The organism is Sphingobacteriaceae bacterium GW460-11-11-14-LB5 (assembly GCA_002151545.1).
Lineage (GTDB): Bacteria > Bacteroidota > Bacteroidia > Sphingobacteriales > Sphingobacteriaceae > Pedobacter.
This window is the reverse complement of the sequence record CP021237.1, coordinates 2,605,281-2,629,170: the sequence shown is the minus strand read 5'-3', so window position 1 is coordinate 2,629,170 and position 23,890 is coordinate 2,605,281. Positions and strand designations below refer to the sequence as shown.

Here is a 23,890-nt window from a genome sequence, read left to right as displayed (position 1 = left end):
ATATAATGTCACAAGAAAACGAGCACGTTCAGTGTTTAATTATAGGTTCAGGTCCTGCAGGTTATACGGCTGCAATTTATGCTGCCAGAGCTGATTTAAAACCAATTATGTATACTGGTATGCAAGCCGGTGGACAGCTTACACAGACTACAGATGTAGAAAATTTTCCAGGTTATCCACAAGGAATTATGGGACCAGAAATGATGGAAGATTTCCGCAAGCAGGCCGAGCGTTTTGGTACCGATATCCGTTTTGGTTATGTAAGTTCAGTAGATTTTTCTTCAACGCCGCATAAAGTAGTGGTTGACGAAATTAAAACCATTACTGCCGATACCGTAATTATTGCTACCGGGGCGACTGCTAAATGGTTGGGCTTACCAAGTGAGCAACAATACAATGGTTTTGGTGTTTCGGCCTGTGCCGTGTGCGATGGTTTCTTTTTTAAAGGACAGGATGTTGCCATTGTAGGTGCGGGAGATACAGCAGCCGAAGAAGCAACTTATTTAGCAAAACTTTGTAAAACGGTGCACTTATTGGTGCGCAGAGACGAATTCAGAGCTTCTAAAGCCATGGTGAGCCGTGTATTGGCCACACCAAACATTGTGGTGCATTACAATACCGAAACACAAGAGATTTTAGGTAACGGCAAAAATGTAACGGCTGTTAAAGTTTTAAATAACAAAACCGGTGTTGAGTCTGATATCGCAGTAGAAGGTTTCTTCGTGGCTATTGGTCACAAACCGAATACTGATATTTTTAAAGGTCAGTTGGATATGGACGAAACCGGTTATTTAGCGACTAAACCTGGTTCTACTTTAACCAATATCGAAGGTGTTTTTGCCTGTGGCGATGTGCAGGATATGTATTACAGACAAGCGGTAACCGCTGCAGGTTCTGGTTGTATGGCTGCGCTCGATGCAGAAAGATACTTAGCCGCAAAAGAACATGCGGTAGAAGCATAAAAATAATTTCAAAATATTTTGAAGAAGAGAAATCAGTAACGGTTTCTCTTTTTTGTTAAAATCGTCATCTCAACTGGAACACGGTGAAATGCGTCATCTCGACTGGAACACAGTGAAACGGAGAGATCTACAAGTAGAAGTTCTAAGAGATAATTCCCCTTTTTTATTAAAATCGTCATCTCGACTGGAACGCAGTGAAATGGAGAGATCTACCAGTAAGAATTCTAACAGATAATTTCTCTTTTTTTATTAAAATCGTCATCTCGACTGGAACGCAGTGAAATGGAGAGATCTACCAGTAAGAATTCTAACAGATAATTTCTCTTTTTTTATTAAAATCGTCATCTCGACTGGAACACAGTGAAATGGAGAGATCTATGAGTAGGAGTTCTAAGAGATGATTTCTCTTTCTTATGATTGATGTTTTTTGGAAAGCAACTGCGGTGGCTCTTTTTATTGTTAGTCCTGCTTTCCGTTACAAGTCCTCGCTACGCTGCGGGCTTTTCACTTCTATCAGGTTTAAATAATTGTTTTCTGCTATTTAAAGTCGAATGGCAGACTGCCTGAAATAATTCTTTTGCACTTTGCAACCCAAAATAGTACCAATGGTTGTGCCACTTAAACCCGATCAAAGCGAGATGCCGATATTTCCATCGGCAGAAGCGGGAGCGGGACTCCCGTCTCCTAATAATGCTGTACCTGATTTTCAAAAAAACGTTATCTCCATTATTAATACGACTATCTGATGATGAAGGACCTGCCCGTAATTAATAAATCGATTTATGATGAAAATCGCTGATATCAAACGTTTGATCCCTATTGTAACAAGAATGTGGGATTTATAATGTCTCCATAATCTCTATCTTGGTTCAAATAATCAAATGAATCTATAAAAACCAAAACACAACATGAACAAAGCATTATCGATTTTTATTGGAGTATTAATCAGCACGAGTGCATTTGCGCAGAGTGATCCTAACCTGGGTATCATACCTGCGCCTGTAGCCATTACCAGGGCAAGCGGAAATTTCGTATTAGATAAAACCACAGTTTTAGTAAATCAAAGCATCGACGGCGCAAAGATGTCTGATTTATTGAATGCTTTTATCGTGACCAAGGCAGGTTTTGCCTTAAGAGAAGCTAAAATTACCCAACCTAACCAAAAGGCTATTATTTTAACATCTGTTGGAGCAGATCAGTTACCGGCCGAAGGTTATACCATTAAAGTTACACCGAAACAAATTGTTTTAACAGGAAAAGGCGCAGGCCTATTTTATGCCGTTCAGTCGGCTATGCAAATGATGCCTGATAAAGTTGCCGATAAAATTACCATTCCTGCCGTTAATATTAACGATTATCCACGTTTTGCTTACCGCGGAACGATGTTGGATGTATGCCGTCATTTCTTCCCGATTTCTTTTATCAAAAAGTATATCGATCAGCTGGCTTATTATAAAATAAATACTTTCCACTGGCATTTAACAGATGATCAGGGCTGGAGACTGGAAATAAAAAAATATCCAAAGCTAATTGAAGTTGGTTCTTCACGTAACGGTTCTATTATTGGTAATTATCCGGGCAATGGCAATTACCTTACACCGGTTAAAGGTTATTATACGCAGGAAGAAGCCAAAGATATTGTTCAATATGCTGCTGCTAAATACATCACCGTTATACCGGAGATTGAATTACCTGGACATGCTTCAGCCGCAATTGCAGCATATCCTGAATTAAGCTGTTTCCCTGATCGCGATACTTTTATCAGCGATAAAACGCCATGGGCGGGCAGCAGAAAAGGAAAGCAAGTACAGCAAACCTGGGGTGTTTTTGATGATATTTTTGTGCCATCTGCAAACACATTCACCATGTTGAATAATATACTTGATGAGGTTATAGCTATTTTCCCATCAAAATACATTCATATTGGTGGCGATGAGGCACCTAAAACCTACTGGAAAGAATCTCCTTTCTGCCAGAACCTGATGAAAGAGAAAGGTTTGAAAGATGAGCACGAATTACAGAGCTATTTCATTCAGACTATTGAAAAACACGTTAATGGAAAAGGAAGATCGATTATTGGTTGGGATGAAATTTTAGAAGGTGGTTTGGCTCCAAATGCAACCGTAATGAGCTGGAGAGGTGAAGACGGTGGAATAGCGGCTGCACAACAAAAACACGATGTGATTATGACACCTGGTTCTATGGGTTTATACATCGACCATAAACAATCTAATTCTCCTGATGAGCCGGTAACCATTGGTGGATTCGCGCCTTATCAAAAGATTTATGCCTACGATCCGATTCCGAAAGTATTAACTGCTGATGAAAGAAAATACATTAAAGGCGTACAGGCCAATATGTGGTCTGAGTATATCAAAACTACGGCAAAAGCAGAAAATCATGCTTTCCCACGTTTACTGGCTTTATCAGAAATTGCCTGGTCGCCGGTTGAGCGTAAAGATTTAAAGAATTTTTCTGAACAACGTTTACCAGCGCATTTAGCGCGCTTAGATAAGATGAATGTGAATTTCTGGGTACCAACACCAATTGGTCAGAGCGATAAACCTTTAACCGGAGGAGAATTTACGATTGATTTAAAAGCACCAATTACCGGAGCTAAAATTTATTATTCGATTGATTTATCACGTCCATCAGAAAATGCATTTTTATACACCTCGCCGGTTAAGATCATCGTTCCACAAGGCGAAAAAAGGGTATTAAAAACCATTGTAATTGCACCAAGCGGTAGAAGAAGTGTAGTTACTGAAACCGTTTTAAATAACGGAGCACCTGAAGTTAAAGCAGAGGCAAAGAAATAAAAATGTTGCTTTAAACGGCTAAAATACTTAATTTGGGGCAACCAAAACGTCCTAAATAAATGAAATTACAAAAATATACATTACAGCATCTCTTGTTAATTACAGGGATGCTGTTTTGTTTTGCATGCACAGAAGAAAAACCGAAAGAAATTAAGACAGAAACGGCAAAAGTGCAGAAAAACCCCTTCCGTTTTTATAAAGATATAGAAGTGAAACCCGGATTAAACTTCGAAATTGTGAGCTGGGGAAAAGGGGTTGACTCTATAGGCGGATATCAGATCCTCATGTCTGATTCTGTTCGCAATAATTATAGGTCTGCTGCGGTAGATCGCAAAGGTATTTTGATCGATGCCTGGAATATGGATTTAGATAATGATGGAAATCCTGAATTGTACATTCAGCTTTTAAGCAAAAAAACAGTTTCGGATTTAAATGTTTTTGAATACTCGGGTGGCAATTTCAATAAAATCAGTTTCCCTTCTTTAAGTACCAGTCAAAAGAAAGGTTATACCGGCAACGATAATTTTTTTATTAAAAACGGAGACCTGTTCCGCTCTTTCCCGGTAAAAGATAGCGCCGATAGCACTAAAACCATTACCAAAACCTATCAGTATAAATTAAGTGGAAATAGTTTTTCTACAAGTGAGGTGAAATAAGACGTAGCGCGTGTGGCGTAAGGCGTAAGGCGAGGAGTTATTCCTGGGAGGACGTCATCCTGAGCTTGATTCAGGATCTATCATGCATTTAAAAAACAATGAGCAACCAAAAGTTTTCAATTATCGATCGCATTAAAAGCTTTAAATATGCCTTTAATGGCCTGAAACTATTTTTCGTTAAGGACCATAACGGCAGGGTTCATCTGTTTGCGGCAATAATAGCCATTGGTTTATCTTTTTATTTAAAGATCTCCGACTTAGAATGGATTGCTATTTTATCTGTTATTTCAGCAGTTATAGTAGCTGAGATTTTAAACGCTGCGATCGAAAAACTAGCCGATGTGGTTTCTCCGGATTATCATCCCAAAATTAAAGTGGTTAAAGATCTGGCGGCGGCTGCAGTTTTGGTGGCTGCGTTTCTGGCGGTAGCTGTGGGGTTTATTGTGTTTTTTCCAAAACTATTTTTGTAATTCGGCCATAGCAGTCCTCGATTCTTCAATCTTATCCTGGATAATGTCATCCCATCGGGCCTGCATTTTATGATTGCTGCCATGCTCAGTTTCTTCATCATAATTACGTTGCATGGTATCAAAGTAATCGCTGATCTGATTGGCCAGCTCAGATATTTGCGCTTTATAGTTCGATACTGAATAGTTCCTGTTTTTCAATACCCTTTCGGCTTCTAAAAGCAAAATATATTGAATATCAGCATGCCCTTGTTCGTGGTGTAAAAGACTGGCCCTGATTTCGGGATCTTTAATTTTATCCCACTTTACCCACGATCTGGTTTTATCGATACTTACATCATTTTTAAGCTTAATGGCTACACGGTTACGGTAAACAGTACTTTCATAACTATATCTCCACGTCATGGCGGTTAAGGCAAAAAATGGTGAGCGCAGATCAGCTTTACCTTTAAAGTGTGTTTCCCAATTCAGCTGAACCGGTTGGGTAAAATCTTGTTTAAAGGCAAAAGTGCATGGCAATGCGAGTAAAAATAATAAAAAAATCAATCGTGTTTTCACCTGTGTAATTTTAGTTTCAACTGTGGTGAAGCGATCATGACTTAGTTATTCCATTGTTAATGGGTAAATCATGACGGTTTCATGTGTTGGTTTTTACAATGAAAAAACCGTGCCTAAAATTACTCTGCAACAGAAATCTGTCCGCTAATGCGCTCAAATTTCTCAATCAGTAGTGAAATTCTTTCCTTTTCGCGTTTGATTACAGCCTTGCGCAATATAGTTGAGCAGAATAGTATCCATGAAAAAGTTAATACAATTGCCGCTACTTTTTGAGGCATGCTCAAGTAGGTTAATATTTCAATGAAATAAAATATAATTCCCAGTGATAATGCAATGGCGTAAAACCAATATAGAGAATTGTAAAGTTTGAAGCGGTTTAATTGATAGGTTTTTAAGTTATTCAGGTATTCGTGCGGATGGGCAGTCGCATCATTTTTCGCAATCAAACGATGGTCGCGATAGAGGATAAGCGTATATACACCAATAGCAACGATGGTAATGCTGATGCCAACATGGGTTGTCCATGATTCGAAATGCATAAAAATCCATAATGCAGCAATAGCGATAAAGGATGCCAGCATTCCTAAAATATTTAAAGCAGATTTTAGCTTTAATCCATTTACTTCTTTCTTCGCTTGTTGCAACATCTCATCAGCAGAAACTTTAACTTCTACCTCGTGCTTTTGCCACAACTCCTGTATTTGATCAAACGCTTGCATACTGGCTATATAGTTCTGTTAATTTTTGTTTAATTCGGTGAATTTTTACCCTTAAATTGCCTTCGCTTATCCCTGATATATCGGCAATTTCGTGGTATGGTAACTCATCAAGTACCATCGTAATGATCAAACGGTCATTTTCTTCGAGCTTCGATATACATTTATAAAGTAGGGCAACCTGTTCATTTTTTTCTGAAAACTCTTCTACCTTATTTTCTATAATGTTATCTGTTAATTCATCTTTTGCCTGTCTTTTTTCTGATCGCAAATAAGTTAAACAGGTATTTACTGCAATTCTGTAAATCCACGTAGAAATTAAAGATTTGTTCCTGAACTTGTCCAGATTTTGCCAAACCTTTAAAAAAGTTTCCTGTAGAAGATCATTTGCAGCGTCGGTATCGCCAGTATAACCATAACATAAATGGAATATTTTTTTGGAATTTGAATCGAAGATCTCTTTAAATAACTTGTCTTTTTGTTCCATTTAGGGGTTTATAGTTGCGTTTTAGATGATGATGCGTGTTTTTTGTTACAGCGGAAATCAAAAATAATATATTTTTTAATGTCACCTGTTATCAAAATTTGTTACACGCCGTAAATATCGTAGTTTTACCAAATTAAGTTGCCACAAACTTTTTATATTCATGAAGAAAAACAAACTCACGCTTTTTATTTTCTTAGCGCTGATTGCGGGTATTGCATTAGGCTATATTTTAAATGTCAATTCAATAAATGTTTATAACCAAAATATACTTACCGCCGATGCGAAAGTAAAAAGTATTGAGGTTCGCATTGCCAAATCGACCGATACCACCAGTATTGGTTATACACAACTTAAAGCTGAACGAAAAGCCAATGCCAAAATCAAAAAAGAGAACGAAGACATCAGGGAGAAAAAATTAGAATATTTTACGCTGCTGAGCGATATTTTTCTTCGCTTAATTAAGATGATTGTTGCCCCATTGGTATTTACAACCTTAGTGGTTGGGGTAGCCAAAGTAGGCGATATTAAAGCAGTCGGCAGAATCGGGGGTAAAACCTTAGGCTGGTTCCTGGCCATGTCGCTGATGTCGCTGGTTTTGGGAATGGTTCTGGTTAATTTGTTTGAACCAGGAAGACACATGAAATTATCATTACCAGATCAACTGGTAAATACGGGGATCCAGAAAGCAGCAATGAGTGTGAAAGATTTTATTGCGCACGTTTTTCCAAAAAGTATTGCCGAATCGATGTCAACCAACGAAATTCTGCAGATTGTGGTATTCTCGCTATTTTTTGGGGTAGCCACTGCAGCCATCGGCGATTTAGGGCAGATTGTGATCAAAGCTTTCGATGCCATTGCGCACGTAATCTTAAAAATGACCGGTTATGTAATGAATTTTGCACCATTGGCCGTTTTTGGGGCAATGACCGCCATCGTGGCCAAACAAGGCTTAAATGTACTAAATACCTATGCTATATTTATTGGTGAATTCTATCTGGGTTTAGCCATACTCTGGGCTGTTTTAATTTTCTTAGGATTTTTAGTATTGAAGAAACGTATTTTCCGCCTGGTAAACGATATGAAAGAGCCAGCACTTTTGGCTTTCAGTACAGCAAGTAGCGAAGCGGCATATCCAAAAACAATGATGCTGTTAGAACGTTTTGGCTGCAAAGATAAAATTGTAAGTTTCGTTTTGCCATTGGGTTATTCCTTCAATCTAGATGGATCGATGATGTACATGACCTTCGCTTCTTTATTTATCGCACAGGCTTATGGTATACACCTGGGTTTCGAACAGCAAATTTCTATGCTTTTAATCCTGATGTTAACCAGTAAGGGGATTGCAGGTGTGCCAAGAGCATCGTTAGTGGTCATTGCAGGTACCATTGCAAGTTTCAATATTCCGGAAGCAGGCCTGGCCTTGTTAATCGGTATCGATCCGTTATTGGATATGGGCCGTTCTGCAACGAATGTGGTAGGAAATAGCATTGCAACGGCAGTAGTAAGTAAGTGGGAAGGGGAGCTTAAGGAGTCCTGAGTCTGGAGTCAATAGTCTTGAGTCTTAATAATCATTTAACAATTCTCTCATTCAATAATTAAATATTCATTCATTAATTCAATATCAAGTGTCAAGTAGAGGAAAAAAAATATTCTTAGCCATTACCATTATCGTTCCGATGATCATTTATTGTTATATCTATTACAAACCGATTATTCAGAATGCACCTTTCCGCAAAGATGATTTTGTGTCGATGCAGTATAGTTATGGCTTAAAAGATACTTTAGAAAACACATATGATTCAAAAACTGGTGTTTATCAGTACGTTAATAATAAGGACTCTGTGGTGACCAAAAAGTTCTTTTTAAAGAGCAACGATGTATTATACATGCATAGAAAGGCAAATGAAATCGGCCTTTGGAATTTTCCAGATACCATTGGTAAAAAAAGTGATAAATCCAGGTTAGTACCGCGCTATGATATTACTTTCAATTATAAAAAGAAATCAAAACATGTAACCATTTATGGCGATTTTGATGGCAATCCAAAATTACTGGATGCAGCTGTTCAAATGAGAAAAATTATTCAGGAAACCTTATTACAGGCAGAAAAGAGAAGCGGGAAGTAGGTAAGGTTAGTCCGAAGTCGGGAGTCCGGGGTTCGAATCCAAATTGTCTGTAAATCAGTTTGGAGTCGATTAATCGAAGGGCGATTAACCAATCAACAATGAACTAGGAAAGACTTTAATAAAGCGCTAAATGTTAGCGTTTTGTTAAAGTCTTTTTCTTTTAGGATGTTTTCGTATATTTACGATATATTCGTAATAATGGAAAAGTTAACATTACAGGAAGAAGAAGCGATGCTCGCCGTTTGGCAGATAGGTAAGGGGTTTATCAAAGATTTTATGGATGTACTTCCAGATCCGAAACCGCCATACACTACACTGGCCTCTACCATCAAAAATTTAGAACGGAAAGGCTATCTGGTAAGCGAGCGTTTTGCAAATGCGAACCGCTACAGTGCCAAGGTGAAGGAAGTGGAATATAAAAAGCGCTTTATGAGTGGTTTTGTAAATAATTATTTCCAGAGCTCTTATAAAGAACTGGTTGCTTTTTTTGCAAAGGATAAAAAAATCAGTGCGGAGGAACTTAAAGAGATTATAAATTTAATTGAGAACCCTGAAAAGTAAATGCCATGCCACATTTCTTTATCATTCTATTGAAAATTAATTTGGTTCTGATTTTGTTTTCAGCAACCTATTACCTGGTGTTGCGCAGGCTAACTTTCTATTCCATCAACAGGGTATTTCTGCTGTTTGGGATCATTTTTTCTTCAGCCTATCCCTTTATTAACCTGACCGCGTTTTTTGCTGCTCAGAAAGCTGTACCTGCCTTCGTTCCGCAATTCAATCAGCAGGTTAGTCAATTGGTGCAACAAAATGCCGTTTCGATATTTTGGCAAGGTTTAACTGTTCTTTTTTATATTGGCGTTATAGTAATGGGCATGAGGTTACTGGTGCAGTTTATGTCACTTTATAGGATGCATAAAAAATCTTCGCCAGAGCAATTAAACAACTATCATGTGCGGATTTTAAATGATGAGGTAAGCCCGTTTAGCTTTTGGCAAACCATTTATATCAATCCGCTTTTACATAAAAAACAAGATTTAAGCAATATTCTCGAGCACGAACGTGTGCATGTAGAAGAATGGCACACTTTTGATATCATTTTGGCTGAAATTTGTGTGGTTTTCTACTGGTTTAATCCAGGGGTTTGGTTAATGAAAAAAGCCGTAAGGGAAAACATTGAATTTATTACCGACGCTAAAATTTTAAGGAAAGGGATTGATAAAAAAGCTTACCAATACAGTTTATTAGATGTAGGAACCTTGCAGCCATCTGTCGCTATCGTGAACAATTTTAACCTGTCTGACCTTAGAAAACGGATTAAGATGATGAATGCGAAACGTTCTTCAAAAGTAAACCTCACCCGGTATTTATTTGTGTTGCCTGTATTGCTTTGTATTACACTCGCTTTTACCATCGATAAGAAGGACGTAAAGAAAAGCCTGGCACCCTTAACAAAAATAGTCAACGATGTTTTGCCCGATAAAGTTGCTGCAGTTCGTTTACAGCCGAAAACGGTTTTAAAGCCTAAAGCAAAAAAGAGCATACTTATTGATACATTAAAAAGACCGGATACAATCACTAAAATGACTTTTATTTTTAAAAGTATAGTCGATGGTGCAGATTCTTCCCGAAAATCAGTAGAAGATGTTTTGAAGGGCTTGGGTAATAAAGTGAAAATGATGAGCTTTAAAACAGATGGAGATTTTAAAGGCCAAACCTTTGTACAACATTTTAATTTTACCGATACGATAAATCCAGACCATAAAATTGTTAATATAAAGATTGTATCTAAAAAAGACGGTGGTTTCGAGACCTTGCCAATGCCCCCGAAAAGTGGTGTTGGTATGTTTTACCTTTTAAAATCAACAGCCAAAATATCAGATGTTAAAGATGGAAATCAGCATGTAACAGGCAATGGAACTGTGGTTAATGAAACTACTACCTATTTTTTAAATGGTAATAAAATTTCAAAAGAGGAACTTGATAAACTGAATTTAAACAAGATTTCTGATCTCAAAGTTGACCGGAATAATCAGGCTATTCAGATTAGTATGAAGCCGTAATCGTTTTGAAATAATTAAATTCAAAAAAAAGTCGTCATTGCGAGAAGGCTTTTTCAGCCGACAGCCTGTCCCGACCTTTCGGGGAAGCAATCTGAACGCGATGAATCTCATCTTGGTAAGATCGGTCGTCATTCCCGCGCATGCGGAAATCGTAATGCTATACGCTTTAAGATTCCCAATCAGGTTGGGAATGACGAACCGCCTATATCTACGCATACTACAACAAAAATTGTCATTGACGAAAACATTAATTTAAAAGTTAAATGTCGCTTTAAGCATAGCCACTCTGCCTGGTATGTTATATGTTCCGGTGGTAAGTGAATTTGCTGAAAGGTAAATTGCATCAAACCTTTTGATGTTGGCCAGATTGGTTATCCCAAATTCTAAGTCCGTTTTCATTTTGAGGTATTTGTACTTAATATTCATATCTGCAAAAAGATATTTCAGGTTCGGCTGTGTAGACTGATGTGTGAATAAATGCTCCGCCGATAAATTTAAATACACATTTCTAACCGTGGTAATGGCCAGGGTAGATTGCTGTCTAAGCTGTTGAAAATTTGTTTTTATCGCATTGGCAACTTTGGCTTTATTATCGGTTACCGCGAAATTGGCAAGGTAGGACCAATTGATAAAGCTGGCAAGTTTTGCTTCAATACCTACCTTATAAGAAATAGTCTGTGCATTAAATGCAAATAGTTCGTTATTCTGCAGTTGATCGTATCTACTCTGCGAAAAACTTAACCCTGCACTCACCGTGCTTCGCAGATCAAAAAGATATTTGCTTGCATTTGCACTGAATGAGAGTGTACGGATGTGGTTGCTTAGCGGCAGCACAACCCTTTGCTGGATATTGTTGCTTAAACTGTACGAAGAAATGGTGTTCAACTCTGCATCGCTGTAGTTAGCCGTTAAATTGATGAATAACATTTGCATCGCTTTTCTAAAGTTAAAGCCGGCCCCAACGTTGTGTGTTTTCGATTCCGAAATCGGTGCATTGTTGGCGAAAAGCGAACGGTAATTTTTTAGTACAGTACCCCGATAAACGTCGTCAATTCCGCCCAGGTCGTTCCGAAAGGCATAATTTGCCGTCACATAATTTTCAGTGCTCGTTTGATACTTTACATTAAGCGAAGGGTTTAAGAATAATTTATGCAGGCTTTTATCCAGTTGGTTTAACTCGTCGCTATAGTTAATTTGATTGTAGCTTAAGGGTAAACTCAGTCCTGCTTTTAATTTGTCGTTTGTAAATTCATAGGTCGCGTCCGCGTAGAGCTTTGTTTTAAGCCAGTCGAGATCATTTACCGCATTAGCCGAAAGTTCTGTTTGCTGGTTGTTTTGTATACGGTAAAGCTCTGAATTGAGCTGCTGCTGCTGTATATTAAAACCTGCCTTATAGGTTTGCACGAAATTGTTTTTCACAAAGGCAAACGACGCATAATTATTGGTGTACCAAGTTGGTATTTTGATGTACTGGCTTAAACCAAGATAACTGTTTCCGTTGTTTAAGATATCGGCATTGAGACCCGGTGTAATGTTTAATGTTTCAGGCTGCGTTGTCCGGTTTAAATAGGAGTAGAGGTTAATTACATCTTCCGACTTTAATTTTTTACGGTAATTAAATTCATTAGAAATATCGAGGGTTTCCTGACGAAGTACCTGATTAGCTGCAAGATTATTAATGACAAAGCCAGAAGCGCTTTTGTAAGGCGCATAATCCAATACAAAGTTGTTATTCAGATAATATTTGTCTGCATTTCCATTCAGGTTAAATTGGGTGCGGAGTTTTTGCGGATTGATAACATTGTTCTGCGATTCTGAATAACTAATGGTTTGACCAGAAAGATAGGTTTCTGAAAACTTATTGTATTGCTGGTCGCGCTGATCGTACAGATAGGAAAGGTTTGCCCTTAGTTGCAAGTCTTGATTAAACTTGTATAAATTGTTTAAATTAATCAATCCGGCTTTATTAAAAAGATACCTGCTTTGTGGTAAGGACGGTACGCCTGCAGCGCCTGTAGATAAAAGTCCGCTTGGTTTATCATTGTCGAGGCGTTTTAAATAATCCGATAAATTGTGTGAGGTAAGGTCGATCCCCGGATCGTTACCAATGTTATTGCCTTTAATGTTATTGATGAACTTCAGCTTTTTATTAAATAACATCGCTGTGAGGTTTTCGTCAAAGCGGTTGGGCATTCCGGCGCCAACGGTTGCATCGCCCATTACCTTCAGTTTAGCATCGTCTTTAATCACCAGGTTCAAGGCAACATCATCACTCATGTTGTTTTTGCGCATCATTTTAATGGGCTGGTCATTCTGGATAACCTGTACCTTATCTACAGCACTTTGTGGGATACTTTTGGTGCCGATGTTATACTTGTCATCTAAAAGATTATCGCCATCTACATAGAGATTAGAAATCGATTTCCCATTATAACTGATCTTTCCATTTTCTGCAACTTCGATTCCCGGCATTTTTTTCAAAACATCGCCAATGCTCCGGTCTTGTTTGTCGGCAAAATCAGATGGCCGGTAATTTAAAGTATCGCCATTTGCCGTTAATGATGGCCGGTTTTTTACCGTTACGGTTTCTAATGTGGTTTCACTGTGTTGCAAAACCAGGTCATAACTTTTGTTTACATCTGTCACAACGGTGCTCAGTTTTTTATAACCAATGCTTGAGGCTTCAATTTTATAACCTGCAATCTGATCATTTTTTAAAGGAATATTAAATTCTCCGTTACGGTTGGTTCTGGTAAAATTTATAATATTCCCTTCAGCATCTTTTAGACTGACATTAACTGATTCAATTGCCTTGCCATTATGATCTTTAACCAAACCCTTGATCGGTTTTTGAGCCAAAGCCGAAAAAGCGGTGAGCAAAAACAGTAACATTATCGCATAGTTTCTCATTTTTTCTCTGGAATTTCGATTGGGTTGTTGATCTCGGCTTTGCTTATGGTTGCGCTTCCCGCCGGACGTGGAGCGGGGTTAGCCCTAAACGAACCTTGCATACCGCTTGCGGCCATTTGGGCCTGCATAAATCCCTGTGGATCTTTATCTCTTGCTGCTTTGAGCTTGTCTAATTCTTTTCTGGTGGTTTTGATGGCGTCTGCGGGTAATTTAATCTCTGATCCAAGGTAAGAGGTGCTTACATCTATTCCGACCATTTTGACTACCCCTGTACTGTTGGGCATTACAATTTTGCCATCCTCACCCGAGTTTGCCTGGCTGGCATCTTCTTTTACGTTTTCAAGACCAGCAAATGTAAATTTTACCTCTTTTTTCTCATCATAAGCTTCCACAATCAAACCAGGCAATCCATTTAATTTCCACGGACCGCTTTGAAAAGGTATTTCTGTAGCAAACCAGGCTATCCAGTTTCTGCCTTTAAAGTTTGTGGTTGCTTTCTGGCAGGCTATACCCGAAAAACTCATGGTATCTTTTAAAATTTTCCAATCGATTTGTGGCGCAGTTTCTTCAACAAGGTAATTGTTAAATAAGCGCTCTTTGGTAATCATTTTATGCTCATCGGCAAAAAAGAAATAATCTACCTGCGTTAGCGGAGCTTTCATTTCACTTTTGATCTCAATTTTCATGTTGCTGTTACCCGTTTGGTTTTTCATCTGTTCCTGTATCTGCTTTTGGGTATTTAAGGCCTGGTTCAGCTTATCATAACTGGTATACACAGAAGCATTTTTGCCGGTTACAAGCAACATATTCTCCGTACGGGGCTTGTCTCTTTGCGTTGTATCTGCAATGTGCGTAAACGTATATCTTACTCTTGCCAGGGCCTTATCAGGGTTTTGGGCTTTTGCCGAAAGGGTTAAGGCACTTGCTAAACAGATGGTTAGGGTTAGTTTCATGAGTTTTGTTTTTAAGTTTTCTATTTAATATTCGTAAATCTACGAAATATTCGTAATAAGAAAAGCGCTTTAACATTTTTTAACGAAGAGAAGATAAGGGGGTGGAGGAGGTGAAATGGAAGATGTAAAATGGAGGATGTGAAATGGAAAATGGGAAATGTGAAACGGAAGATGTAAAATGGAAGATGGGTGACGGAGTTTGATTAGGACATTCTATTGGTTAGTTCGTAATGCGATGCATATAGCAAAGTATGGCTTGAAAAACTGAATTCTGTGAACTAAACCTGATGGTAATGAAAAGCCCGCAGTGTAACGAGGACTTGTAATGAACAGCAGGACTGCAGTAACCGATGGATAGCCTAAATTGCTTTTCAAAAAAAAACGATACGTATCTTTATACAAGTGCAGGATACTCGCAAATTTTTGGTTATGATTTGGAAATGAACGGGTGGTGGTTTTGGCGGCCTTCAGTCCTGCCATTCGCTATAGCTCCGATAGAAAAAATCGGAGGCTGTCGCTGCTGTCAGGTTTAAGAACAAAGGGTTCTGCACCTGGCAAGCCCGAAAATGAAATAGATGATGCTTTTCTAAAAAATGCAATTAAAATAGTTGTTCAATTGATCTCTAAATCCTCCCAATCCTGATCCGGTATGATTTAAGTGAAAAATATTGATATGTCATCCTTAGCGGAGTCGAAGGAGCTGTGGCGGAACTTGTACAGGTCATTTCATTGGTTGTTGTCTCACCGATCGAAACCCAGAGAAGAGTATACTCGCAAATTTTTAATTATGATTTGGAAATGAGCGGGTGGTAGCCTTTGGTGGGCTTTAGTCCTGCCATTCGCTATAGCTCCGATAGAAAAAATCGGAGGCTGTCGCTGCTGTCAGGTTTAAGAACGAAGGGTTCTGCACCTGGCAAGCCCGAAAATGAAATGGCCGATCCTTTTCTAAAAAATGCAATTAAAATAGTTGTTCAATCGATCTTGAAATCCTTAAATCCTCCCAATCCTGATCCGGTATGATTTTAGTGAAAAATATTTTCGATATGTATTTGTGTGTTAATTGAATTTGTTCTATATTTGCACCTCGTTAAATAAAAATTAAAAAACTAATATTTAAACAATGTACGCAATAGTAAATATAGCAGGGCAGCAATTTAAAGTTGCTAAAGACCAGCACCTTTTTGTACACAGATTACAAGGAGATGAAGGCGCTAGTATTGAATTTGATAATGTATTGTTGGTTGACAACGGTGGTGCAATTACTGTAGGTGCTCCTGCAGTTAAAGGTGCTAAAGTTTCAGCTAAGATCGTATCTCATTTAAAAGGTGATAAAGTAATTATTTTCCACAAAAAACGTAGAAAAGGTTACAAAAAGAAAAATGGTCACCGCCAGTTTTTCACTAAGATTCAGATCTCTGACATCACTCTATAATTAATTGTTAACCCAATAATTCGCTTTTTAGCGAGTTACAAAATATAAAATCATGGCACACAAAAAAGGAGCCGGTAGTTCGAAAAACGGACGTGAATCGCATAGTAAGCGTTTAGGTATTAAAATTTTCGGTGGGCAATTAGCTATCGCTGGAAACATTTTAGTACGTCAACGTGGAACAAAACACCACCCTGATAAAGGTGTTGGTATTGGTAGAGACCACACTTTATTTGCTTTAGTTGATGGTACTGTAATTTTCAGAAAGAAACAAGATAACAAATCTTACGTTTCTATCCTTCCTATCACTGAAGCTGAAATCGAAGCAGCAGTAGCTAAAGCACCAGTGGCTAAAAAAGCGGTTGCAAAGAAAGAAGTTGTAGCTGAAGAAGCTGCTCCGGCAAAAAAAGCTCCAGCTAAAAAAGCAGCTAAAAAAGACGAAACTACTGAAGAAGCTGCACCTGCAGAATAATTAGTAACGAACTTATAAATGAAAAGTCCTGATGAAAATCGGGACTTTTTTTGTTTTGATGTGGTTCAATGGTTCATTAGTCATTCGTTCATTAGTCATTCGTTCATTGGTCAAACCGGTTAATTGGCGCTAAATGCCAAGCGCTTGAGGAGATCGATACCCGACTCCAAACCCGAAACTCCCAACTTCAGTCTGGTTAGTTCCAAACGCGAAGGTCGTCATTGCGAAACCGCTCCTTAATTGGATGAAATAATCTTACACTGATTGCACAACCTTAATTTTCTTAACTTCTTAATGGTTAAAATAAAGTTCGTAATAAATTGGTTCATTGATTTCAAACACCTCCCAAACTATCTAGCAACCCCTCGACTCCGCTCAGGCTTGTAAAGGTTTAGTAATTCGGTAACAGATTTGATTTTAGATTAGTATTAATTTATTATTTTTTTTGATTTTCATTTTTAGCCATTTCAATGGGTGTTATTCCTCCTATTCCTTGATGAGGTCTTTCTTGATTATAATAAAGCATATATTGAAATAATTCATCATGAAGTTCCTCAATGCTATCAAAATCAGTTTCTTCGATGAGATCTTCTTTTAATGTTCTCCAGAATCTTTCCACCTTTCCATTGGTTTGAGGCCTGTAAGGTTGAGTATATCTATGCTTGATATCCAATTCGATAAGCATGCGTTCAAAAGGTTGGTTTATTTTATTTTGGCTTTGTCGTTGACCAAACTCTGGTCCGTTGTCAGAGATGATTTCTTCGAATTTTATTCCATATTCACTCTGTAGCATATTGATGCATCTCATGGTAGCAAACATCACCGTTAGTGAAGTTATATCTTCTGTTACCTCTGCCCAGGCCAGACGACTATAGTCATCCAGTAAGCATACCAGATAGAGCTTACGGCTTTGTCCTCTTAATATAGCTTTGCCAAGATGATGGCAGTCAATGTGTCCAAGTTGTCCCATTCTTTCCTTAATGATCTTCCTTTTGTTCTCCTTCATCCTTAGGTTAAGCCTATTAAGGCCATAACGCTTACTAATATTGTAAACCCCGGATGCCGATGGAGTAAATTTATGCAATTTCGGCTTTAAGATTCTAACGATCTCATGCTTCGAATTCCCTTTTTGTCTTAGCTCAATCACTTGGTTTTCTATAAATTGAAAAGGTCGCCTGGTGCGATATTTAGGCCCACGCTTGCGTGGAAGAAGGTCGCAGTCCTTTCCACTTTGTTTAAAGCGGTTATAATATTTAAGGAAACTCTTGCGGTTAGTACCCCACGCTCGATAGAGATCTTCTACAAAACGATACTCGGGATGAGACTTTTGCTTGATCAGCTCGTACTCCCTGATCATAAAACGGTAAGTATCTAAATACTTCCGTTCAACAGTAAAATCATTAGTGTTTATTGGCATAACAGAATCAATTTAATAATTATGATTCTGTTACCGAATTATCTGACATCTACAAGGATGACATATTGAGCGATGGGTTAACTAACTCCAACTGCCAAACGCCAAACGCTATAATTTCCCTTCAACTCCGCTCAGGACGACATATGATGGAAATCGGTTAGTTGACTTTGGACTTCAGACTGCCGACTTCGGACTCAATTGTTAAAGCCTGTTAAATAACAAAATTTAACAATTCCTCGCGATACATTCGTATATCATTATTTAATTATTTGCGATGAATTTTAAAATACTCAGCTTATCTGTTTTTTCTATTATGCTAGGTGGCTTTTCCGTTAAAGCACAGGATGTAGAAGAGAATATCCGCATGGTGAAACCATTCAAGGCCGATGGCGTATCGAGCGAGTGGAACGAACCGCTTAACCAATACAACGATGCCACCAAACTGGCTTTTGCCCTGGCCAACGATGACAAAAACCTGTACATCATTATCGAATCGTTGGATCCACAAACTACTTTTAGTGTACTGAAGGGTGGAATTACCTTAAATATTAATACGGAGGGCAAGAAAAAAGACGGAATGAAATTAACTTTCCCTTTAATGGATAGGCCGCTAATGCCGAAAGAAGGAGAAGAACACCATGATCATGCGCCTTTATTACCAGATGGAGCAACACATGATCCTGTGGTAATGAATAAAAGTATCCGTGTTTCTGGTTTTAAAAATATAGCTGATGGTGAATTAGCTGCCACAACAGCAGATGGGATTGAAACCGGAATGAGTATTCATCCGAATAGGGATCTTATTTATGAACTGAGTATTCCATTAGCGCAATTACAGGTAGGTTTAGACCTCAAAAAACCATTGGTATACAACATTAAAATCAATCAGCCGAATAAGTCGGGCTTTAAAAGGGAAGCTAGGCCAGAAGGTGCAAGCGGCGGCAGAGGAAGATCAGGCGGTAACCGTGGAATGGGAGGCGGAGCTATGGGCGGTGGCGGCCGTGGTGGTATGGGTGGTGGAGGAAGAATGGGTGGAGGCGGTCAACGGCCACCAGAGGGTGGCGAATCAGCTTCTAAAAGCTCGGATTTTTGGATTAAATATAAACTGGTAAAGGTATAAGCTATAGAAATTTTGAGTGTTTAAATGAAATGCATGTTAGTCTGAGCTTGTCGAAGACCCTTTATGGTTAAATCAAAAAAAATGTCCTTCGACAAGCTCAGGATGACAAGTAAAGGGAATATTAGAGTTGTCAACTTTCGGGCCGTTTGGCTATAAAAGTTGACAACTCTTTTCAGCGAAGCTAAATCTATTTTAATAATAATCAATTTTATAGATTTCTCCATTCCGCTATGCTTCAGTCGAAACGACGAATACCTTAATACTCCCTAGCCATCAATTGCTCGGTAAGCATTAAAATATTTGATTTTCTCTCCTCACTCACATTAATCTGTGCAAATACGGCCAAAGCTTTGCTGAGGTAATTGTTCATGCTTTCTTTTGCAATATCCTGTATATCCAAAGTATCGTATACCTGACGTACAGTATCTACTTTTTCCTGTGCGTTAAATTCTTTGTATGCAGTCCAGGTATTTAATGATGCCCTGGTTTCTCCATCGGCAAGTTCGAACGCTTTTAACAGCAGGAAGGTTTTTTTATTAGCAATAATATCACCGCCAACCTGTTTGCCGAATTTTTCAGGATCTGCATAGACGTCTAAAATATCATCCTGCAGTTGAAAGGCAATGCCTATATTTTCGCCAAACTGATAAATTAAGTCAGCATCTTTTTCTGAAGCACCCGCGATAATGGCTCCAAGTTTTAGCGCACCACCCAAAAGCACCGCCGTTTTTAACCTGATCATGTTGATGTATTCTTCAATACTTACATCATCACGGCCTTCAAACTCCATATCCAGCTGCTGACCTTCGCAAACGCCTTGCGCCGTTGCATTAAAGGCATTTAGTACTGGACTGAGAAAGGCTGGGTTAACTTTTGCAAGGCTTTTATTGGCTTCTACCATCATTACATCGCCACTTAAAATGGCAATATTGGTACTCCACTTTTCGTGTACTGTGGCTTTTCCTCTGCGAAGAGGCGCATTGTCCATAATATCATCATGAACCAGCGTAAAATTATGGAAGATCTCAATGGCCATAGCGGCATGGATCGATTCATTGGCATTTTCACCAAACAACTCGGTAGCCATTAAAACCAATAAAGGTCTTACCCGTTTTCCACCCAGATTAATGATATAAGTAATCGGATCGTAAAGCTGTTTAGGGTGATCCGGAAACTTTAAATTTTGTATTGCAGTATCTAAAATTTGTTGTAATTCTTCTGTAGTATGCATTGTAATTATTGCGTAAACACTGTGTTTAAGGCACAATTTTAAATTTTTAATCTGGAATTAAGGTGAAATCGATTTGACGTTTAGAAAGATCTACTTTTTTAACCCTGATCATCACCTCATCTCCAAGCTGGTATTTTTTCTTTTTGCGTTGGCCTACAATACAGTAGTTTTTCTCATCAAGCACATAAAAATCGTCTGATATGTCTCTTAGACGAATCATTCCTTCACATTTGTTCTCTTCAATCTCTACATACATGCCCCATTCGGTAACACCCGAAATAATACCTTTGTACGCCGTACCGATATTGTTTTCTAAGTATTCGGCTTGTTTGTATTTAATAGAAGCACGTTCGGCATCAGCAGCTCTTTTCTCCATAGCTGAAGAATGTACGCAGGCCACTTCGTAAAATTCCATATCAGCTGATTTACCACCATCTAAATAAGTCTGTAATAGCCTGTGCGCCATTACATCCGGATAACGACGGATAGGGGACGTAAAGTGGGTATAGTATTCGAAAGCCAGCCCGTAATGACTTGTTTTTTTAGTAGAATATATTGCTTTTGCCATTGATCTGATGGCCAGCGAAGTTAGAATATTCTGCTCTTTTTTACCTTCTACATCATTCATTAAATTATTTAATGATTTGGCAATTTCTTTATCTGATTTGGTATTGATTTTATAACCGAAACGTGAAGCAAATGTGGCGAAAGTATTCAGGGTTTCCATGTTTGGCGAATCGTGCACGCGATAAACAAAGGTCAGTTTGTCTTTTCCTTTTGTTTTTTTGGCGATAAACTCGGCAACTTTACGGTTGGCCAGAAGCATGTAATCTTCAATCAGTTTATGGGCATCTTTACGCTCTTTTACATAAACACCAATTGGTTTGCCAGCTTCATCCAGTTTGAATTTAACTTCAGTACTTTCGAAACTGATCGCGCCGTTTTTAAATTTACGGTCGCGAAGGATATAGGCCAGTTCGTTGAGTTTCAGGATTTCTTTTGCATAATCGCCTTCTTTATTTTCGATTACTTCCTGTGCCTCTTCATAACTGAATCTCCTGTCAGAGTGGATTACCGTTCTGCCATACCATTCAGACTGGATGTTGGCTTGTTCATCTAATTCAAAAACCGCTGCAAAACATAATTTATCTTCGTGCGGGCGCAACGAACATACTCCATTACTCAAACGCTCTGGTAGCATAGGAATTACACGGTCGACCAGGTAAACCGAGGTCGCACGGCTATAAGCTTCTTTATCCAGTTCGGTCCCCTGAATGACATAATGTGAAACATCGGCAATGTGGACGCCTATTTCATGGTTTCCGTTAGGGAGCTTTTGATAAGAGATGGCATCATCGAAATCTTTCGCATCAGCCGGATCTATGGTAAAAGTTAATACGTTTCTAAAATCTTTTCTTTTGGCAATTTCAGCTGCAGGAATTTCTTCCGGGATGGCATTGGCTTCGCGCTCAACTTGTGGCGGAAACTCCAAAGGAAAACCATACTGCGCTAAAATAGCATTCATTTCGGTGTTGTTCTCACCCTGATTGCCGAGTACATGTTTAACAATACCAATCGGATTTTTGGCGCTTTCAGGCCAGTCAGATAGGGTTACCAATACACGTTGACCATTTTTGGCTTCGTGGGTATCGGCCAGAGGCACAAAAATATCGTGCATCATTTTTTTATCGTCTGCAATAACAAATGCAAAACGATCTGAAATTTTGATTACACCCGTGAAATCTGATTTTGCCCTTTTAATAATTTCGACAACTTCGCCATCATTTTTACGACCGCTTTTCTTCGCGAAAACATAAGCCTTTACGGTATCGCCATGCAATGCATTTTTGAGTTTTCGGGGGGCAACAAAAATATCTTTCTCAAATTCATCTTCGGGAACGATATACGCTGAACCATCAGCGGTCATATCAACCGTACCGATAATAAAGTTTTGAAGTTCTTTAAGTTTAAATTTACCTTTTTCTGGTTCTAAGAAAATTCCTGCACTTTTTCCTTCTTTTAAGATCTCGAGAATGGTTTCTCTGGATTCCTGATCGTTCAAATTTAATTTGGCCGAAACCTGCTTGTAATTAAGCAGCTGATTATTGTTTTTTTCAAAAACATCACTAACCAATTGATTCAGAACCAATTTTATATTTGCCGATTTTTTCTTTGCCATATGCTAAACTGAATTTACCGAAGATACAGAAAAGATGCTCAGGATGGAAAATATAGGGGACAATATGTAAAATGGATGATGGTTTATAGTTCATTGGTTCATCGGCCATTAGTTCATTAGTAAGGCAAATTGCCAAAAGTTCTTAGTTGGTGGTTTGGTAGTTCATTGACCGGAGAGGTTATGAGAAAATCACTCTTTGACTATCGACTATTAGCCATGAACTAAATAATATCTTGCAGGTTAAACCTTCTTTCAAAATCCCTTTCCATTCTACGGACTACGGACTACGGACTACGGACTAACCTAATCTCTGCATAAGTAATTTTCTTCCGTTCGGCAGTATAACTCAAATGTATGTTGCCACTTTTATCCTGGATAATGGCCGGATAGCTGTATTCGCCTTTATCGTGGTTTTCTAAGGTGTAAATGTCCTGCCAGTTTTTGCCATCCGTTGATATGGCCAATTTTAAGATAGAACGTCCTTCCCACCAGTTTTTACCTGCGGTTAGTGGATTATAAACCAGTAATTGCCTGCCATCAATTAAAGTTACTGCATCACTTCCCGAATTGGGATTGGGTAATGTTGTTGCCGTTAATTTAGACCAGCTTTCGCCGTTATCTTCCGACCAGCTTTCTACAATCACATTCTGCCTGCTTCTGCACAATAACTGTAGCCTTCCTTTTGGATAGGTGAGGATAGAAGGTTGGATTACGCCAAAGGTATCGCAGTTAATTTCAATCTTTTTCCAGTTTTTTCCTTTGCCATCTGATTTCTCAATGTGGATTGCCCATGTTTTTTCATCCAAACTTTCCGTACTTGAAGGGTAAAGGATTGTTCCATTAGATAATTGAAGAGGTTTATTTTTAATTGGGCCTAAAAAACCTTTAGGCAATTTCTGTGCTTTCGACCATGTTTTTCCATCATTGACAGATGTTTTATATTCTGCCCACCAGGTCCTTGGATTTGTACCAACCTTATAATGGAGAAATAATGTACCGTTTTTTGTCTTAAAAAGGACAGGATTCCAGCAGGCAAATCTGCTCGTGTCGTTTATTATCCCATTTGCGATTTCGATGGGCTGACTCCATTGCGTTACGGTTTTTATTGACGACCAGATGACCACGTCTTTACTTCCTTCGTGTTTACCGCCAAACCATGCGGCCATTATTTTTCCTTTGCCTAAATCAACCAAAGTTGAGGCGTGACAAGCCTCAAATGGCGCCTTTTCAAAAATAGTAGTCGACTGAATAATCTCTACCTTTTGCGCATAAATGCTAAAAGAAAAGTAAATCATTAAAATAACAATCGAAAGAGATCTAAGCAT

At 38.5% G+C, this 23,890-nt stretch carries 21 protein-coding genes and 1 pseudogene; 12 read left to right on the top strand and 10 right to left on the bottom strand.

What is annotated here, in order from left to right; translation table 11 throughout:
- Nucleotides 1-5 precede the first annotated feature (5 nt).
- The 4 genes from CA265_10635 (at nt 6) to CA265_10620 (ending at nt 4,907) form a co-directional block, all read left to right on the top strand.
- Nucleotides 6-962 (top strand): thioredoxin-disulfide reductase, encoded by a 957-nt coding sequence (locus tag CA265_10635; protein ID ARS40081.1) that lies wholly within the window; start codon nt 6-8, stop codon nt 960-962.
- A gap of 908 nt (nt 963-1,870) precedes the next feature.
- Nucleotides 1,871-3,781, top strand: coding sequence for a beta-N-acetylhexosaminidase (locus tag CA265_10630; protein ARS40080.1), 1,911 nt, complete (start codon nt 1,871-1,873; stop codon nt 3,779-3,781).
- Between the two features lie 59 nt (nt 3,782-3,840).
- Nucleotides 3,841-4,437: a hypothetical protein gene (locus tag CA265_10625; protein ARS40079.1), complete on the top strand. Its 597-nt coding sequence runs from the start codon at nt 3,841-3,843 to the stop codon at nt 4,435-4,437.
- Nucleotides 4,438-4,535: 98 nt separating this feature from the next.
- Nucleotides 4,536-4,907, top strand: a complete 372-nt coding sequence (locus CA265_10620) for a diacylglycerol kinase (GenBank protein ARS40078.1) — start codon at nt 4,536-4,538, stop codon at nt 4,905-4,907.
- On the opposite strand, the gene CA265_10615 is transcribed toward CA265_10620, so the two are convergent.
- The 3 genes from CA265_10615 to CA265_10605 all read right to left on the bottom strand — a co-directional run bounded on the left by CA265_10615 (nt 4,896) and on the right by CA265_10605 (nt 6,665).
- Entirely contained in the window at nt 4,896-5,423 is a 528-nt protein-coding gene (locus CA265_10615) for a hypothetical protein (GenBank protein ID ARS40077.1), read from the bottom strand. The two genes, CA265_10620 and CA265_10615, sit on opposite strands and share 12 nt — an antisense overlap.
- A 158-nt stretch (nt 5,424-5,581) precedes the next feature.
- Entirely contained in the window at nt 5,582-6,181 is a 600-nt protein-coding gene (locus CA265_10610) for a hypothetical protein (protein ARS40076.1), read from the bottom strand.
- On the bottom strand, nt 6,168-6,665 hold the full coding sequence (locus CA265_10605; protein ARS40075.1) for an RNA polymerase subunit sigma-24: 498 nt from the start codon (nt 6,663-6,665) through the stop codon (nt 6,168-6,170). Before CA265_10605 ends, CA265_10610 begins: the two co-directional genes overlap by 14 nt.
- A gap of 160 nt (nt 6,666-6,825) precedes the next feature.
- On the opposite strand from CA265_10605, the gene CA265_10600 reads away from it, so the two are divergent.
- From CA265_10600 to CA265_10585, 4 genes are all read left to right on the top strand, one after another.
- Entirely contained in the window at nt 6,826-8,202 is a 1,377-nt protein-coding gene (locus tag CA265_10600) for a dicarboxylate/amino acid:cation symporter (protein ID ARS40074.1), read from the top strand.
- Nucleotides 8,203-8,290: 88 nt separating this feature from the next.
- A complete protein-coding gene (locus CA265_10595; protein ID ARS40073.1) occupies nt 8,291-8,791 on the top strand; it encodes a hypothetical protein in 501 nt (166 codons plus the stop codon).
- 198 nt (nt 8,792-8,989) lie between these two features.
- On the top strand, nt 8,990-9,352 hold the full coding sequence (locus CA265_10590) for a transcriptional regulator (protein ID ARS40072.1): 363 nt from the start codon (nt 8,990-8,992) through the stop codon (nt 9,350-9,352).
- 5 nt (nt 9,353-9,357) lie between these two features.
- On the top strand, nt 9,358-10,854 hold the full coding sequence (locus CA265_10585; GenBank protein ARS40071.1) for a hypothetical protein: 1,497 nt from the start codon (nt 9,358-9,360) through the stop codon (nt 10,852-10,854).
- Nucleotides 10,855-11,106: 252 nt separating this feature from the next.
- Here the strand turns inward: CA265_10585 and CA265_10580 are convergent, their stop codons facing one another.
- The 3 genes from CA265_10580 to CA265_10570 all read right to left on the bottom strand — a co-directional run bounded on the left by CA265_10580 (nt 11,107) and on the right by CA265_10570 (nt 15,197).
- Entirely contained in the window at nt 11,107-13,764 is a 2,658-nt protein-coding gene (locus tag CA265_10580; protein ARS40070.1) for a hypothetical protein, read from the bottom strand.
- Entirely contained in the window at nt 13,761-14,717 is a 957-nt protein-coding gene (locus CA265_10575; GenBank protein ID ARS40069.1) for a hypothetical protein, read from the bottom strand. Before CA265_10575 ends, CA265_10580 begins: the two co-directional genes overlap by 4 nt.
- Before the next feature lie 213 nt (nt 14,718-14,930).
- The gene (locus CA265_10570) at nt 14,931-15,197 is read right to left on the bottom strand and encodes a hypothetical protein (protein ARS40068.1); all 267 of its coding nucleotides are present in this window, start codon (nt 15,195-15,197) and stop codon (nt 14,931-14,933) included.
- A gap of 336 nt (nt 15,198-15,533) precedes the next feature.
- Between CA265_10570 and CA265_10565 the strand changes: the two genes are divergently transcribed.
- The 3 genes from CA265_10565 (at nt 15,534) to CA265_10555 (ending at nt 16,618) form a co-directional block, all read left to right on the top strand.
- Nucleotides 15,534-15,737, top strand: a complete 204-nt coding sequence (locus CA265_10565; protein ARS40067.1) for a hypothetical protein — start codon at nt 15,534-15,536, stop codon at nt 15,735-15,737.
- A 100-nt stretch (nt 15,738-15,837) separates the two neighbouring features.
- On the top strand, nt 15,838-16,149 hold the full coding sequence (locus CA265_10560) for a 50S ribosomal protein L21 (GenBank protein ID ARS40066.1): 312 nt from the start codon (nt 15,838-15,840) through the stop codon (nt 16,147-16,149).
- A 52-nt stretch (nt 16,150-16,201) separates the two neighbouring features.
- Nucleotides 16,202-16,618, top strand: coding sequence for a 50S ribosomal protein L27 (locus tag CA265_10555; protein ARS40065.1), 417 nt, complete (start codon nt 16,202-16,204; stop codon nt 16,616-16,618).
- 436 nt (nt 16,619-17,054) lie between these two features.
- Here CA265_10555 and CA265_10550 read toward each other — a convergent pair whose 3' ends face one another.
- Nucleotides 17,055-18,035, bottom strand: coding sequence for a hypothetical protein (locus CA265_10550; GenBank protein ID ARS40064.1), 981 nt, complete (start codon nt 18,033-18,035; stop codon nt 17,055-17,057).
- Between the two features lie 940 nt (nt 18,036-18,975).
- Here CA265_10550 and CA265_10545 point away from each other — a divergent pair.
- Nucleotides 18,976-19,155 (top strand): annotated as a pseudogene (locus tag CA265_10545) (hypothetical protein).
- A 256-nt stretch (nt 19,156-19,411) separates the two neighbouring features.
- On the opposite strand, the gene CA265_10540 reads toward CA265_10545, so the two are convergent.
- The 3 genes from CA265_10540 to CA265_10530 form a co-directional block, all read right to left on the bottom strand.
- Nucleotides 19,412-20,386: an isoprenyl synthetase gene (locus tag CA265_10540; protein ID ARS40063.1), complete on the bottom strand. Its 975-nt coding sequence runs from the start codon at nt 20,384-20,386 to the stop codon at nt 19,412-19,414.
- A gap of 46 nt (nt 20,387-20,432) precedes the next feature.
- A complete protein-coding gene (locus tag CA265_10535; GenBank protein ID ARS40062.1) occupies nt 20,433-22,565 on the bottom strand; it encodes a ribonuclease R in 2,133 nt (710 codons plus the stop codon).
- Between the two features lie 284 nt (nt 22,566-22,849).
- Complete coding sequence (locus tag CA265_10530) at nt 22,850-23,890, bottom strand: sialidase (GenBank protein ID ARS40061.1); 1,041 nt, start codon at nt 23,888-23,890, stop codon at nt 22,850-22,852.